The sequence below is a fragment of the Candidatus Nitrosocosmicus sp. R genome (assembly GCF_054408505.1).
Window position 1 is genome coordinate 147,743 of record NZ_CP167090.1, and the last position, 14,887, is coordinate 162,629.

General features: G+C 33.5%; 16 protein-coding genes. 5 read left to right on the top strand and 11 right to left on the bottom strand.

Features of this window, described 5'->3' with window-relative positions; translation table 11 throughout:
• Positions 1–45: 45 nt before the first annotated feature.
• On the bottom strand, positions 46–369 hold the full coding sequence (locus AAGU22_RS00730; protein WP_458721714.1) for a YnfA family protein: 324 nt from the start codon (positions 367–369) through the stop codon (positions 46–48).
• A gap of 16 nt (positions 370–385) precedes the next feature.
• Positions 386–763, bottom strand: coding sequence for a YnfA family protein (locus AAGU22_RS00735; protein WP_458720346.1), 378 nt, complete (start codon positions 761–763; stop codon positions 386–388).
• Between the two features lie 602 nt (positions 764–1,365).
• Between AAGU22_RS00735 and AAGU22_RS00740 the strand changes: the two genes are divergently transcribed.
• A complete protein-coding gene (locus AAGU22_RS00740) occupies positions 1,366–1,911 on the top strand; it encodes a dihydrofolate reductase family protein (RefSeq protein WP_458720347.1) in 546 nt (181 codons plus the stop codon).
• Positions 1,912–2,091: 180 nt separating this feature from the next.
• On the opposite strand, the gene AAGU22_RS00745 is transcribed toward AAGU22_RS00740, so the two are convergent.
• Positions 2,092–2,481: a methionine-R-sulfoxide reductase gene (locus AAGU22_RS00745; protein ID WP_458720348.1), complete on the bottom strand. Its 390-nt coding sequence runs from the start codon at positions 2,479–2,481 to the stop codon at positions 2,092–2,094.
• Between the two features lie 459 nt (positions 2,482–2,940).
• Here AAGU22_RS00745 and AAGU22_RS00750 point away from each other — a divergent pair, with 459 nt between their 5' ends.
• Entirely contained in the window at positions 2,941–3,567 is a 627-nt protein-coding gene (locus AAGU22_RS00750) for a hypothetical protein (protein ID WP_458720349.1), read from the top strand.
• A 634-nt stretch (positions 3,568–4,201) separates the two neighbouring features.
• Here the strand turns inward: AAGU22_RS00750 and AAGU22_RS00755 are convergent.
• The 5 genes from AAGU22_RS00755 to AAGU22_RS00775 all read right to left on the bottom strand — a co-directional run bounded on the left by AAGU22_RS00755 (position 4,202) and on the right by AAGU22_RS00775 (position 7,689).
• Entirely contained in the window at positions 4,202–4,756 is a 555-nt protein-coding gene (locus AAGU22_RS00755; protein ID WP_458720350.1) for a DUF7383 domain-containing protein, read from the bottom strand.
• A 556-nt stretch (positions 4,757–5,312) separates the two neighbouring features.
• Positions 5,313–5,981 (bottom strand): endonuclease V, encoded by a 669-nt coding sequence (locus AAGU22_RS00760; protein ID WP_458720351.1) that lies wholly within the window; start codon positions 5,979–5,981, stop codon positions 5,313–5,315.
• A 169-nt stretch (positions 5,982–6,150) separates the two neighbouring features.
• Positions 6,151–6,366 carry a hypothetical protein gene (locus AAGU22_RS00765; protein WP_458720352.1) on the bottom strand — a complete coding sequence of 72 codons (216 nt, stop codon included), beginning with the start codon at positions 6,364–6,366 and terminating at the stop codon, positions 6,151–6,153.
• 201 nt (positions 6,367–6,567) lie between these two features.
• Entirely contained in the window at positions 6,568–7,017 is a 450-nt protein-coding gene (locus AAGU22_RS00770; protein WP_458720353.1) for a PPOX class F420-dependent oxidoreductase, read from the bottom strand.
• Between the two features lie 501 nt (positions 7,018–7,518).
• Positions 7,519–7,689 (bottom strand): hypothetical protein, encoded by a 171-nt coding sequence (locus tag AAGU22_RS00775; protein ID WP_458720354.1) that lies wholly within the window; start codon positions 7,687–7,689, stop codon positions 7,519–7,521.
• A 310-nt stretch (positions 7,690–7,999) separates the two neighbouring features.
• On the opposite strand from AAGU22_RS00775, the gene pspAB reads away from it, so the two are divergent.
• Entirely contained in the window at positions 8,000–8,662 is a 663-nt protein-coding gene (pspAB, locus tag AAGU22_RS00780) for a PspA-associated protein PspAB (protein ID WP_458720355.1), read from the top strand.
• 30 nt (positions 8,663–8,692) lie between these two features.
• Here the strand turns inward: pspAB and AAGU22_RS00785 are convergent, their stop codons facing one another.
• On the bottom strand, positions 8,693–9,781 hold the full coding sequence (locus AAGU22_RS00785; RefSeq protein ID WP_458720356.1) for a PspA/IM30 family protein: 1,089 nt from the start codon (positions 9,779–9,781) through the stop codon (positions 8,693–8,695).
• Between the two features lie 113 nt (positions 9,782–9,894).
• Here AAGU22_RS00785 and AAGU22_RS00790 point away from each other — a divergent pair, with 113 nt between their 5' ends.
• Both AAGU22_RS00790 and AAGU22_RS00795 read left to right on the top strand, forming a co-directional pair.
• Entirely contained in the window at positions 9,895–10,335 is a 441-nt protein-coding gene (locus AAGU22_RS00790) for a hypothetical protein (protein ID WP_458720357.1), read from the top strand.
• Between the two features lie 265 nt (positions 10,336–10,600).
• On the top strand, positions 10,601–10,732 hold the full coding sequence (locus tag AAGU22_RS00795; protein ID WP_458720358.1) for a hypothetical protein: 132 nt from the start codon (positions 10,601–10,603) through the stop codon (positions 10,730–10,732).
• Positions 10,733–11,230: 498 nt separating this feature from the next.
• Here AAGU22_RS00795 and AAGU22_RS00800 read toward each other — a convergent pair whose 3' ends face one another.
• Both AAGU22_RS00800 and AAGU22_RS00805 read right to left on the bottom strand, forming a co-directional pair.
• On the bottom strand, positions 11,231–11,914 hold the full coding sequence (locus tag AAGU22_RS00800; RefSeq protein WP_458720359.1) for a hypothetical protein: 684 nt from the start codon (positions 11,912–11,914) through the stop codon (positions 11,231–11,233).
• A 12-nt stretch (positions 11,915–11,926) separates the two neighbouring features.
• Positions 11,927–13,435: a multicopper oxidase family protein gene (locus tag AAGU22_RS00805; protein ID WP_458720360.1), complete on the bottom strand. Its 1,509-nt coding sequence runs from the start codon at positions 13,433–13,435 to the stop codon at positions 11,927–11,929.
• Positions 13,436–14,887 lie beyond the last annotated feature (1,452 nt).

Here is a 14,887-nt window from a genome sequence, read left to right on the forward strand (position 1 = left end):
GGAACTGCAGTTTATATAAAAGTAGATTGATTTTACAATATTTAGTTACTGTCTTGGGGCATAGAATATTATGAATGCACCTATAAGAACTATAAAACCTCCAACTATTTCAAATCTGTCGGGTCTTTTTTTGTCTATCAGCAAACCCCAAATGATTGCCATCACAACAAATATTCCTCCGTAAGCAGCATACACTCTACCAAAATTTGATGGCTGAAGAGTTGGAATTATTCCGTATACAACTAGTATGATACCTCCAACAAGTCCAATGCCTATCGTTTTTCTTTCTCTTAGCCATTGCCATACAAGATATCCTCCTCCTATTTCAGCAATTGCAGCAACCAAAAACAATCCGAAGGTTGAAATGATAAAGATTAGGTTATAATTATCCGGAAGTGTTGATTCCAATTTTTTCCCCCCTTTTGCGTGGATAGTAAAAAATAATGATGACTCCAAGAGCAGCGACAGTAGTTCCAACTATATCATAAATATCCGGAATCAATCCTTCAAAGAGATAGCCCCAGCCTAAAGCCATTATAATAAAAATTCCTCCATAAGCTGCATATGTTCTGTGGAAATGTGTTTTTTGTAATGTAGGAATTACGCCATACAAAAATAAAACAAAACCGCCTAGTACTCCAAATATCCAACTATAGCTTTCCCTTAACCATAACCATACCAGGTAACCGCCTCCTATCTCACATACGCCAGCAATAAAAAAGAAAAATAATGAATAAAAAATGTCCTTTATTCTAATATACAACTATCAATTTGATGATTTGATTTAACTTATTTATCTATTTGATCATTTTTTCATCCGATTTAGTAATTGGCAATAGATTCTTCAAGATCTCGACCCTTAAGGTTACCTATTGCTTTCCTTTTATCAGATGAAGATTTTATGATTCTTTTTAAAAGTCCATAGAAACTAAGATATTGATAATAGGGTTTTATAGCATTCTGTAATAGAAACCTGTAGGAATAAGGAAATATACTTGAGATATTATTTTCTCTCTACTAATCAATCAAGTATTCTAAAGTTTAAAATGTTTTATTATTAAATATTCATAAAAGATTGTAAACTCCTTCTACCTAGCCACATAAAATCAGACAATCAGACAAAATCTGATTGTTAATCATACAAATAATCTTTACATTTTGGATTTTCACAACTATATTCCTGGGGAAGAATATTATTTCAAATGCTTAAAACGATTAGTTTTTCAGTGCCCTTCTTGCAAATCTTATGATGAGATAGCCAATAATGCTATTCTATTTAAAACCAAAGTCGAACTGATAAGATACAAAACCTATTTCAAGTGAGGGGTTAAATACATTTATCTTAATGATTTTTAAAAAGCATCAATGGTAAAAGTCTCTATATTTATTGGTACCAGTCTAGATGGATTCATTGCAAGAGAGAATGGAGATATAGACTGGTTAGATGATGCTAACAAGAAAGTAACTCTTGATGAGAATTTTGGATTCAAAAGTTTCCTAGAGTCTGTGGATCAAATAATTATGGGGAGGAAAACTTTCGAGCAGGTAATGACCTTTGACAAGTGGCCGTATAATAATACCAAAATGATTGTATTGACCTCAAAGAATGTTGAAATTCCTGAGAAATTAAAGGAAACTGTAACAACATCTAACATGTCATCACCTAAACAATTGGTTAAAGAGCTATCTTATCAATCTGTTAATCATATATATGTAGATGGGGGCATGGTGATTCAGGATTTTTTATCAGCAAGATTGGTTGACGAAATTACTGTTACTATAGTACCAATTCTTATAGGAAAAGGAAAATCATTTAGTGGATTATTATCAAAAGATTTGTCTTTGCAACATTTAAAAACGACAGTATATGACTTTGGTTTCGTTCAAAACAAATACAAGGTCAATAAATAAGAATATGAATAGGATTTATAGAATTTCGTTAATATATATATTCATCATACATGACCATGATAAGGATTTTTAACTGTTCCTCATGCATAGTTATGTGGACAAATTCGATACCTTAGATTCTTTTAAGATCTCTTCATTGTACTGATATAGCCGTTGACGGCTGTTAAGATTTTGATATCGTTATTCATGAATTATTTTTGGCAACTCTTTTCCCTTTGGAATAAAGTGTATAGATAATGAATTGACACATTCCCGTGTATTTTTATCTGTCAAATGTTCTCCCAGAAATTCATGTCCTAGATGTGCACCACAATTTTCACATTCTATTTCTGTTCTTATTCCATCAGGATCAGGTATACGTTTTATTGCATTTTGAATGCTTTCATCAAAGCTTGGCCATCCACACCCTGCATCAAACTTGCTTTTGGATGAAAAGAGGGGGATATTGCATCTTCGACAGATAAACGTTCCATCTTCATAAAAATTGTCATACTTACCAATGAAGGGATCTTCAGTAGCTTTATCTACAATTATTCTCTCTTCTTCTGGTGTTAGCTTATTGTAACTCATACTTTATAGCCTTCTCAGTCGAGGATTTAAGATCTTGTATATATTGTTATGTATTCTCTTTGCGATGGTAGTGATTCAAAATTATTTTGATATTGGATTATTTGAAATCTTTGGGCATTAACTGATTACTATTTTTTTAAATCGCTCATACCTGTAACGTTTACATTTGGTAAATGTTAGAGAATGAGAAGATGATCTGATTGTCAAAATGTCTAGATGACTATTATGACTCACAACTCGAACTTTAGAGAAAAAAATCTTGACTGAGGGTCTAGGATCGATACCGTTTGGAATGATTTAGTTTGACTTAATTATTCTCGGATAACAATCATTTGTAAAGGAAAACTCTAGTAAACTTTTGATCAATATGAGTTGATTAGGATGCATAAATCTCTTGCTGGGTATTAAAAACCAATGGATGCCTGTGTTTATCTAGTATATTGATTACGAATCCTTACAATGTCTAAAAATGATAAAAAAGAAATTAATGACGAAACTTCTTTAGTTAACAAAAATATCGAGAAGCAACAAGATATCTACCGAAATAATCAAAGAGTATATAATAGAATTGTAGAACAAAATACTGAATCACTTGAACAAGCTTTTGATGAGTCAAAAAAAAGTATAGATGAAAGTATTAGAGAAGCAAGAAATCAGATTCCACGTTATACTGAAACCGTTAATCAAGTTCAAGAACAAACACTTCAAGCTACTAAAGATATTGCAGTAAGCTACCTCGAATATCAAAAACAAACAATTGATTCTTTTCAATCAATATCTACCCCATATCTATACAATGTAAATAACCAATTATTGAATAGCCAAGATTACTTTAGAAGAATGCCAGAGATGTACTCGAAATTGGTGAATAATTATGCAGAAAATACCATAGCAATGAGTAGAATTTTTAATGATATGGCATTTTCTAATATTGAATTATTCAAAAATGTAGTTGATAACACAAAGAAACAATCTAAACATCTTGCAGAAATAGGAAAAAGAAATGTATCAGCATATGAGAGAATTGAAAGAGACAACAACGATGCATTGTTATCAACTCAAAAAAATTATCAGTCTAAAAATTAGATGAGAAAAATTAAATATCATTTTTTCTTAAAGCTATTGGCAAGATTAACTAACTTCCAAAGAAATAATATTTTTTGAATTTATTGGTTTGGTTAATTAATAAACTAATCTAATAGATTAGCTAAAAATGTTTATAAAATCCTTTTCAAAATTTTGAGGTGTCATGAAGGTTTTATTGCGTAATCGTGATGTTACATTGAAATGCTCGCCAGTGCTTTTGCAATTACAATTTATTTTAAGATAGAATTCTATCACTATTAATATCATTTTTGTGGGGTTTTTTGATTTTTATGGTAACGGTAAATGAACAGAAACTAACGTAGATAACACAAAAAAATATTTGTGTCGTAACGATATAGTTTCTAAATTTCTAGTGACGATGAGACTGTTCCTTCACCAATAGCGATAGTATTAATAATTTGTCTTTGCTTCTTTGGATCACTTTTTGGAATTCTAAAAGGGGTTAAAATTTTGCCGGAGGAAAAGCACGTAACTTGGGACCAAAACTTTTCATTTGATTGGTTATGCTGGGGGAAGGCCCAATATAGATGAAGCTTATTATGATAAAGTTTTTGTATTGTAGTATTATTGATACCAGTTTACATTTTAAAAAAAGGATGGATGAGTGTATTAGTTATTGTTGGGGCAACTGATACTTCCAGTTAACCACAACATTGTCTATTAGAAAGTTGTCTTCTGTATTCGGATTCCTTAAGAACTGTATACTGTTCTGGCCCTGTTTTAGCACATTCTCATCCAACAAGACTGTTAGTGTTGCCCAGTTTGCAGATCCAGAATTTCCAAAGTTGCCGCCGGGACTAGTTACACTTTGTCCATTAATTATTATTGTATGTCCCTCAAAGTACAATCCATATATTTGTACCAAGAGATATCCACTTCCATCGGGTATGCTGTCAATTGTAAAATTAAAAGTGTCGGACACATCTCCCCTGTATGGATAACCTGGAGCAAATATGTCGTTTTTATTGTCTCCAAGGTGTTGCTGGATAGGAACTATCGCAAAATCCGAAGCTTGCAAATGAGTCGTTGTCGTTGTTACGTTTTGGCCACTTGCAACATAGACTGACACACCTCCAAAGCTCACCATTCCAAATAATGCGATGATGCTAACAAAAACAATAGGTACTTTTAATTGAACTACCTCCTTTACATTTGACTGATTTGCCATATTGACATATTGATCATGTATAATTAAAATTTATATAAATGAAGTAAATATGAATCCTAAATATCGGTGATGGATAATCTCGTATTGAGAGTGCAAATAACCTTTGGAGCAGGAAATTATGAAGTAGTACAAATCAAAACTGGAACTATCATTGATGGAAATGTTTACTACACTGATTATAGTTTTCCTAGAAAATTATTTTTATAATTTTCCACTATTCAAGAAGATGTTGGATTCATTATAAGTCAGATAAAGCGCAATCGAGGGAATATTAATGTCGGTACTAGAATAGGTATCTGGCTCAGTGGACTTCAAATCCACGCGGTATATATGAACTGTTAATTAATTAAATAAATATTTATTCAAAGAAACCTATTTAGTAATTTTATAATATAACAGCAAGATTATAACAGGTATGGTGGACTTCAGGACGATATAAGTCCATATCTTTTTTAGTTTTGCTGATTATTACACAATCCGATAAAATCGGCCTTACAAAAGAAATTGCTTTTTTACTATTTTGACCGCACATAATTCGTTTGGAAGCGGATGAAGATTATTTACAGTCTTGTTGTTTTGATAACTTGTCCGCGACTCTAAGAGGTTCTGGAATGAATTGATTTGTTCTTGTCATTGATTTAACTAATTGTATTGACGTTGTTAAACTAATCTTATGTCCAACACTGATGTATGCAATTTTATTCGAGTTGTTTTTACCCTTTAATGCGTACCCAAGAATTTCACCTTTATGGCTTACAAAGTTGCTTGATTTGACACAACCGCATAACAAATTTTTTGCGACACCTATTGTTGGCAAGTTTGTAACTATGCCTATGTAACTTGCTAACCCACATCTCCTAGGATGAAGTATCCCATGACCGTCCACTAGCAAAAGTTGGAAAGGCTTTGTGATCAATTTCAAAGTTTGAAGGATGGGCGCAGATTCCCTTAGAATAAACAAGCCTGGGATATATGGATTCTTTATCTCGCTTTTGCTAATGGCTGTCTCTGTAATTTCAAACTTTTCTTTATTGATTACAACAGCTGAACAGAACGCAGTTTTTTCCCTGTAAGATACATCTACTCCACAAATAAATTCGAAGTTACTATCAAAATCATCTCTAACTATAACTCTTTTTGAAAATTCGTTTTGTAATTTTATTAATTCATCGAAGAAAGTTTTGTTACTGTTACTGTTGTCCAATTCTGATATATTCCGTTGCATATGGGAACTCTATGGGAACAAATCCTTCATTCAGAGGGTTTATACTATTTGTTAACTTCCGTGAGGGATATGATTCAAGATTAAATACAATTTTAGTGCATGCGATGTTTAACATATTAAAGATGGATTTTTTTTAATTCCGAAATAATTCGAGGTATTAAGGATTAATCTATTTGGTAAATGGATCCGCTTGTCCCTCTATTTGAATTCCGCAAAATGGACAATAGATAATATCGTAATTATGGAGTTTTGGATCTATCTCTAACTCCATAGTACCGTCGTGTTCTATCACCTTTAACCATCCTTTTTGACTAATACTTGATATCCAAAATGCATTTTCCCTTATCATAATTTTCATTCCATCACAACATTCACGTATCTTCATATATACCATCTAATACAGATTCAAATTTAACGATTATCTTTAATTTTGGGATGAATAATACTAAATTGATTTATAGCGGATATCTACAAAGATAAAGATATAATTTATCTCGATACTTCGAGATGATGTCGATACTTTAGAATAGGTTGCTTTATCTAGTAAATATTATTAATTTTATATTTACTTCAAAAAGCAATGGTTTTATTTTTTTAGGGTACTAGTAGTGGATTTTTTCACATTAAATTTACCTTCGACAAAAACGGGTTCATCAATTCCCCAACCCCATTTTTTAGTAGGCCTTATTCTTATATATCGAGATTGTGGATGGTCCGTATTGGACATATACCCTCCTTGACGATCAACGGTGTCTGCTATTCCATAAATCCTAATACCTCGTGGGTCCCAAGGATTGATAGTCTTTAAATCATCGATAACTAGGGCAACTTTACTGTTCTTTAGAATATTTTTGTATTTAGTAGATTTTAAAATATTTATTCCACCCACATAAAAGTACTCTCCATCAAAATCAAAACCCACAGGAGCAACATCTGGTTGACAACTTGCAATATCTGAGGGGGAAACTGCGGAGGCAGTAGCTATTCTTGCAAGTCTTTGTGATTTAATATACTCCTTTTCTTTTTCAGTGAACAAGTAGTATCTAATTTAATTAATCCTCATTGCATTTAAAATTAGTCTATGAATAATATTATCACATAATATTATCTCTCCTCCGGTAGTTGATAATATGTTTACGTTTGCCTAGTTTTTTTGATAAATAGTAAATTACAATGGGTCCGGTGGGCTTAAGTCCCGTATACTATGCGGGTTCGGTAGAAATCATGAGGATATCCACATGGGTTTAACAGGTTTTTATAACTGGAGTCAGTCCGGTGAATGGATTGATAATCTGAGAATATTTGATTTTATTACTAATATAACTTATTTATATTCTGACCTTTTGTTTTCATCATATTGTCAAATACTGAAATCTTATATTTACAGGCACAAAAACGATAATAAAATATCTTGATAATTACTCTAACCCAATTTTAATTTTAGTGTAATAAAAAAAAACCATACACACAATTGTTGATTATTGTAGGTATTATCGGCACTTGCTATTTGAGTTTATTTGACCACTTGGTGTAATTATTACCTTACAATCTCCAAAGTTACAATGTTCAGCTCCTTGACCACTTGACCCTTTGCTATCACAAATACCATGCTGGTGGCAGAAACCTGTTGAGATATTTGACCGACTAAGGCTGTAAAGCCTGCAAGCATTGAAATAATTACGATTGTGGCAATAATTTTCGAATTCATCAAAGTGCCTGCAATAACGTAAAATTAAAGGATTTTGGATTAGAATGCATTTTTGAATTTAATTGTAATAGTTTGATAATTCCATATGAAATGTAACAAATAAGTTAGTTTTTAATATATACTATCATATATAAAAAATAAAAGGTCGAAAATTAATGTTTTTAATTGTATTTTGATTTTATAAGATGAACAAATAACTGCAAGTTGATATAAAGTTCATCGTAATTAGATATTTAGTTATACGGGAATGGATAAATTGTTCTAAGATACAATACTATCATTGACCTTTTTTAAAAAAATTTTATCAACAATGAGAGGCAAATCTGAGCATGATAAATCTGTATCTGAAAAGTCATCGGCAAACATAACCAATTCCTTTATTGATAGCGATGCTATAGAATCACTATCAAGAGCAAGCATCAAACTTGATGAAAAGTTTGGACTAAAAAGTTCAGGAAAATGCGGAATTTGCGTAAAAGCTGTTGAAACAGAACAATTTAAAGAAATGAAAGAATTTATAGACAAATTTCTTTCAATTGCAACAGCAAACAAAGAGAAAAGTGAAATAGCTATTTCCTATAGTTCGTTAATTGATGAGTATGGGTATCTATGGTTCTTATTAAAAGGGACTAAATTAGAGGATCTGATAAGCTCGATATCATCCATAGGTGATACAATCCATGAAAAGGGTTTTTCAAAGCAACTGTTAGCAACAATATTTGAGTTTACTTCAGGATATCAAAATGACGGTTTCAAAAATAATGGCAGTGGTTCTAACCGACAATATTTAATTTACAATGATAAGTCGGACAAATTTTATCCTTTTGTACCTATTAGTGATAAATCTCATGATACTAATCTAAAGAAACGCAATCATGATCAGGAGATTAAACTAATGGAAGAATTATCGAATGAAATCATATTTGAAAAAGATTTGAGCAAATGGTTTCCTGTTTGGAATATACCATTCTGACTTTTTTGTAATTGATCCGCACCCATCTTTTTATTTTATTATTCCTTCATCTTTGAATACATTTTGTGCTTCGTCAACAGAAATGTCCGGCTGTGGAATATAAAGGTTAGATTTTACTATATCTGTTTCCATTACGGGCCGACCGTTATTTTTTATAAATGATATAATTTCCTCTAATTTCTCTTTTAGTTCCTTTTTAACTACTTCAGGGTTAGATTGACCATTACTATGATTTTTCAGAATGTTGACAACCTTATTGTCAATATCATTAATTTGTGTTAATAGATTATTGTCAATTTCATATTGACCCCCACCAGAAATTCTAATGATGGTTATGTTTTCCTTTGTTTTAGTTTCTACATTTTTGATAGTGGATGAATCTTTTTCAACAGTGTTTGACGCATTTGTCTGCAGATCATTTTTCATTTTCTTAATCTCTTCTTCGACTGCTTGACTAGATGAGACCTTATTCAGCTCGCTCTCTATGTCGGAATCTTTTGAGGATGGAAAGGATGAAGCAAAGTCTGTAAGAGTTCCTGAGTCAATCATTTCATCAAGTGCTTGCGCCTTTGCCTTCATATTTTCAGTTTTTTCTTCCACCCTATTCAAAATATTACCTACATCGCTAAACTCTTCAGAAAGCCCCGTGATGTTTTCTTTAATTTTTACTTGAGCCTCTGCCGCGGAATATTCAGCTTTAATTATTTCTTTTCTAGTCTTAAATTCTTGAATTTTAGTTGAGAGACGCCTCTCTGCGTCTTCCAATTTTGCCTGGTCTTTTTCTATTCCCGATATTTGAGATTCGAGCTCTTTTACTTGCACCATCAGAGCATTTTTTCTTTCGAGAGCAAGTTTAGTTAGATCCTCCCTCTTAGAAATTAATGAACGTTTAGCTTGATCCTCTAACGTATTTACATTTGCCAATAGTTTTGCCTTTTGCATTTCCAGTCTTTTTTTTGATGTAACTACCTGAGCAATATCTTGTCTTAATTTAATTATTAATTCATTTTGTTTTTCAAATGAATAATTTAGCATTTCTTGTGGATTTTCAAGATCATCTGCGATTTTACTCGCTTTTGCTTTAAAAATTGTAGAGAATCGTTCTATTAGTCCAGTCATGATTCTACGTATGAAGATTTTTGTATTAAAATATACCTATCGTATTTTGATAATCCACTAATAAAAGACAAAATAAAAATCATATATCCGTATAATATCTATATCCCTAATTGTTGATAACGAAAAAAGCAATTTTAACATTCGGAGTCATAATTCTTGTTATTGCGATTCTGCTTTTGCTTTCCAGCAATAATATATTTATTCCTTATCCTGACCAGTTCGGTGGAACTGAGATTCCAGATTCCAGTGATGAGCCATTCTCATCGATACCTGATCAAGATTTGCGATCGTATGATTCAGAACCTTATCAAATATTTCCAGATTCCAGTGATGAGCCATTCTCATCGATACCTGATCAAGATTTGCGATCGTATGATTCAGAACCTTATCAAATATTTCCAGATTCCAGTGATGAGCCATTCTCATCGATACCTGATCAAGATTTGCGATCGTATGATTCAGAACCTTATCAAATATTTCCAGATTCCAGTGATGAGCCATTCTCATCGATACCTGATCAAGATTTGCGATCGTATGATTCAGAGTTTAATTGATAAATGTGATCTGGATCTTTAGCTTTAGTTTTTAAATCAATAACCCCTGATTAATTGTGGTTTTTCTCAATTCAATCCGATATTTAACAAATACAAAACTTCGCAAGCATCCAACAACTGACAATATTATGGGGATACCCAATTGCGACTCAGAGCCCTCCAGAGACTGGTACGGCAGAATATAGTTGTCCACCCGATTCTAAAAAATGTAACTGTAGCAGTGTGACTGATTGCTTTAGTATGGGAAAAGATGGAGTTTGTAAGAGTGGAACAATTAAGCCTGACGGCAGTGGTGGAGCTACCCGTACTAGAAAATACTAATTTTTTTCAATATATCGAAGACGCATTATTCTCTAGTTTGCGAGATGATTGCACTAGCGAGCTCCATATGAAATAAGAAAAGGATTCTATTAGACCGGTGGGATTAAGCCCCTTATGGTATAAGGGTTCGGTTGAAATGACGCAGATATCTAGTCTATTAAAGGATTATAAGATGGCACTTATTATCAAAAATATTTTGCGGGGCTTTTGACATCATGTGATTTTGTTTTCTTTTCTTTATCATTAATTAGATAATATTTTATATTCTATGAGACAAGATAATTAGGAACAATCTTTCCAGACATCCGATCCGTAGTCCCACAACAAGCTTTGGAATACGTTTAGGTAAGCGAACTAGGATTATTTCCTATTACATGTCAATTAATCAATACTTGGCTCGAATAGTGGGATATGCGGTAAAAATGACATGGAACTATCATAACATATTAATGGTTCAGGATTCAGCCTCAGTGACCAATCTCTTTATGTCAAGAGGTTTGTGAAACAAAAATGAATAAATGAAAAAGGGTAATCTTACAGACTATTGTCTTGCCTAAAGAAAAAGGCGGTGGACTTAATAGTTAAGTCCAGGGCCCAAAGCATTGGTTTCATCTGTGATACAGAAACTTAGCGCATCCTTTTGTATTTGAGTAAACCCGGGTTGGGCGCCTGCCAAGATGCTATTAATTTCGTCCAATACCAATTGTCTATCGTTTCGAGTCATGACCTCGTTTTCCATTAAATTCCATACCTCTTTCATATCAGTTATTGGACCACTGCCTCCAGCTATATTTTCATTTATTGATGTTAGTTCGTTGTTCGCAGCTAGTAAGGAGAAAAAGCTCTGAACACTTTTTGTGTAATTTTGAACATCGCCGGTGCTTACCTTCGCTTCTCCAACTATCTTAAAACAATCAGTTGTGGCATTACTGAGACCTTTGAAATGTGAGTGTATAGGACAAGTATCTATGTTTTCGTTTGTCCTGAAACAATCATTTGGGTCGTTTCCTTGGTTCTGGGCTACCACAGACGAATCTGAAACATTTCCGGGTGTTAAATGAGGATGTTTGCCCAAGCCAGATAATTCCGCTACCACAGACGAATCTGAAAGATTACCGAGGCTTTGCGCTACCACAAACGAATCTGAAATAAAGGTTACTGCTGTGAGTCCGGCTACGATAGAGGCTAGCACTACAAATATAGCCGCTGCTTTTCCTTCTTGGGGCATAATTGTCTCAAACATGCTACTAATCTTCAACAACATCAACACCTATTTAACGACCTCAAAGACACCCATCATGCCAAAGTCCCCATGGAACATCAGGTGGCAGTGATATACGGCTTTTCCAACAAAATCATCAAACGGGATTCGAATGACCACCTCGCCTTCAGTTGGAATCATAACTATATCTTGATATCCGTGAGCATCATATGGTATTCCGTTAACTGACATTACCTGAAAGTCATTTACATGGATATGAAATGGATGAAGATTGCCAGATGAGATTTTATCAAGGTTTACCAACTTCCACTCCTCTACAGTTCCAAGTTTAGCTTTAATGTCTGTTCTGTTAGGATCAAAGGTCGTGTTATTTATCTCGTATATATAATCTCTATCATTTGATGAGAAATTAAGGACTCTATGATTAGTTATGTTCGCATTACTCAGGTCTCTCTCTGGAATTAGGCTTGTTGGAAGGATATCGGTAGGTTTCACATCTGTTTGGTTGCCTTGTACATTTACAGTTGCAACGTGTGAATCGTACGGTGCAGTAAAGGGGTTAGCAGGAACTCCTAATGGAATATACCCACTCCCGTTGGCAGTTACCAATACATCAAACCGTTTTCCCGATGGGAAGAAAAGAGTATCATTATTCCATACCTCCCAAACGGGGCTTCCATCTTCTGTTATAACATGGAATGAATTGCCTGGGAGTGTAAGTGTGTATTCATTCTCAGAACCGATGTTGGCAAGGCGCCATAACTGGGTCTCGCCTGATTTAATGTTGATAACCGGATTGACTTCCCCGTTAACAGTTAGGCTTTCATGGCCTGACATTGTGTTACTCAAATTATGTGTAGTAACCCATAGATCGTCAAACGGAAAATCCTTCATGGCAACGGCCTGTGTAGTGATATTCTGTAATGGCTCTGGCAATAACTTTTCTAAACCTTCAACTATAAACAAGCCAGACAGACCTCCCGAAACTTGTCCATAAGAAAGCATATGCATATGTGAATGATACCATAACGTGCCTGGATCGTGATCCTCGGGAAGTTTGACCGTATAATGCTGTGTCTTGCCAGGCTCAACCTCAAGAAATATGTTATCCGAATTATTTGCAGGAGACGCATGAACTCCATGGAAATGGAGGTTGGTAGACTCATTGAGATTGTTTACCAAATCAAGTTCAAGTGTATCCCCAGGATAGAGATGCAAAGCAGGTCCCATGAGAGAACCATTGTATACCATTCCAGTGATTGTCTTGTTGTCCACTTTACCTATCTTGTAATCTGCAACGAGTGTAGTTTGCAAAACTCCATCTTTGCTGTATACGTCTACAGGCTTTGAAAAGTTCATCCCAGCCAAATGATCCTTATCATTTATTTTTGCTAATACTTGTTCGCTATAAATATCAGCAAAAGGATCGGATTGATTTTGGGCGAAAACATTATAATTTGAATGATCAAATGCAAACATCACCAAAACAAGCATCGATATAGTAAGGGTACATAGTAAGGTACAAGTCTTGATCGGGGGTCGTATGTGTTGGATCATCGAATTACTCCCTCCATTAATTGACCATTCCAAACAATTCCGCTTACATTAGATTCCATATCGTATTTTCTATTATAATAATAATTTCTAGTGCTCAGACTCATGTATATTACCTAGTTCTAGTAATTAGTATTTAACTTTTGTTTAATTTTGCCATTTCTTGACCACTGATACAAATTATTATAGTACATCAGAATTATGAATGAAAAATGGAGGAAAATCCAGAATTATAACAAGTATTACTATCAGGATTTAAAACAAAAAATATTTTAATGTAAAGTGCCAGCCTCAAGAGTGCACGGAATTTGATATATATGACAATACGTCGCCAAATGAGAGGAATTCAGACAATATGAATAGAATGGAGTATGATTAGTGGCAAAATTGACATGGAACTTTAATCAATCGCTGATACATATCCATGTCTTTGTGTTATTTTAGTGTCAAAATCCAAAAACGATAATCAAAATTAGCCCTTAGCATTAGCAGTCATATAAAATGCTTTAAGAATTGCGCGATTAAGTTCCGTATGGTATAAGGGTTCGGATACAAAACGGACGAATCTGAAGATGAAATATCAAGATAAGAATTCGGTGGGCTTCTAATCTATGTGGTTTAGGGGAATTGCAACATTATTTATTATTTGATGAAAGGTCTATTTCCTGACAGGAAGTTAATTGTATCTCTCTAAATCCACTCGTGTCACAGAGCCTGCTATGATGACAATTCTAGCAGTCTTAGATAGTCAAGAATGGATACGATATATTAAAACAGAATGCAATTACTTAAACTAGTTTGGTCGTATCCAGGACAGTGTAATAATCTTGTTTGAAATAATACCATCTAGAAATATCATAATAGAGCTCTAATTGGTCAAATGCCGCTAATGAGTAACTCTTACCTAATAGAACTGGATAAAAGGTATCAAGTCTCTTGATAATATATATATCGAAAATTAACAAACAAATTGTAAACAATAGAATAAAGAGTATGTTTCTCACCCCTAAAAAGATTATAACATGTGACAGTATGAATGTGACAAACGATCTGAATAATTCTATTAGCACAGAACCAAAATATCTATTCATTTATCTATTCATTTATCTATTTTCAAATTTTACATTCTAATAGTTGAAAATGAAGTGAAGAGGAAAGATATCAAACGGGCCCGGTGGGCTTCGAATCCCGCTACAAATGAGAAAAGAGATCTTAATAGTAGTCCGATTTGGGAATTATTGTTACTATTGGGCAATATTTATTAGATGAAACTTCTGTCGACATAATCTATATCTGACATATCTAGTAATTGCTAACATTTATCGACTTTTATTTGGTACTTGTCTAGACTAAAGCACTCACTGTTGTCTCTTTTTTATTCATTTCTTTACGATATCTATTTTGAATTTTTTATTTCGAGGTTTGGTTCTCAGTTTAGATCCACAACATGGACAT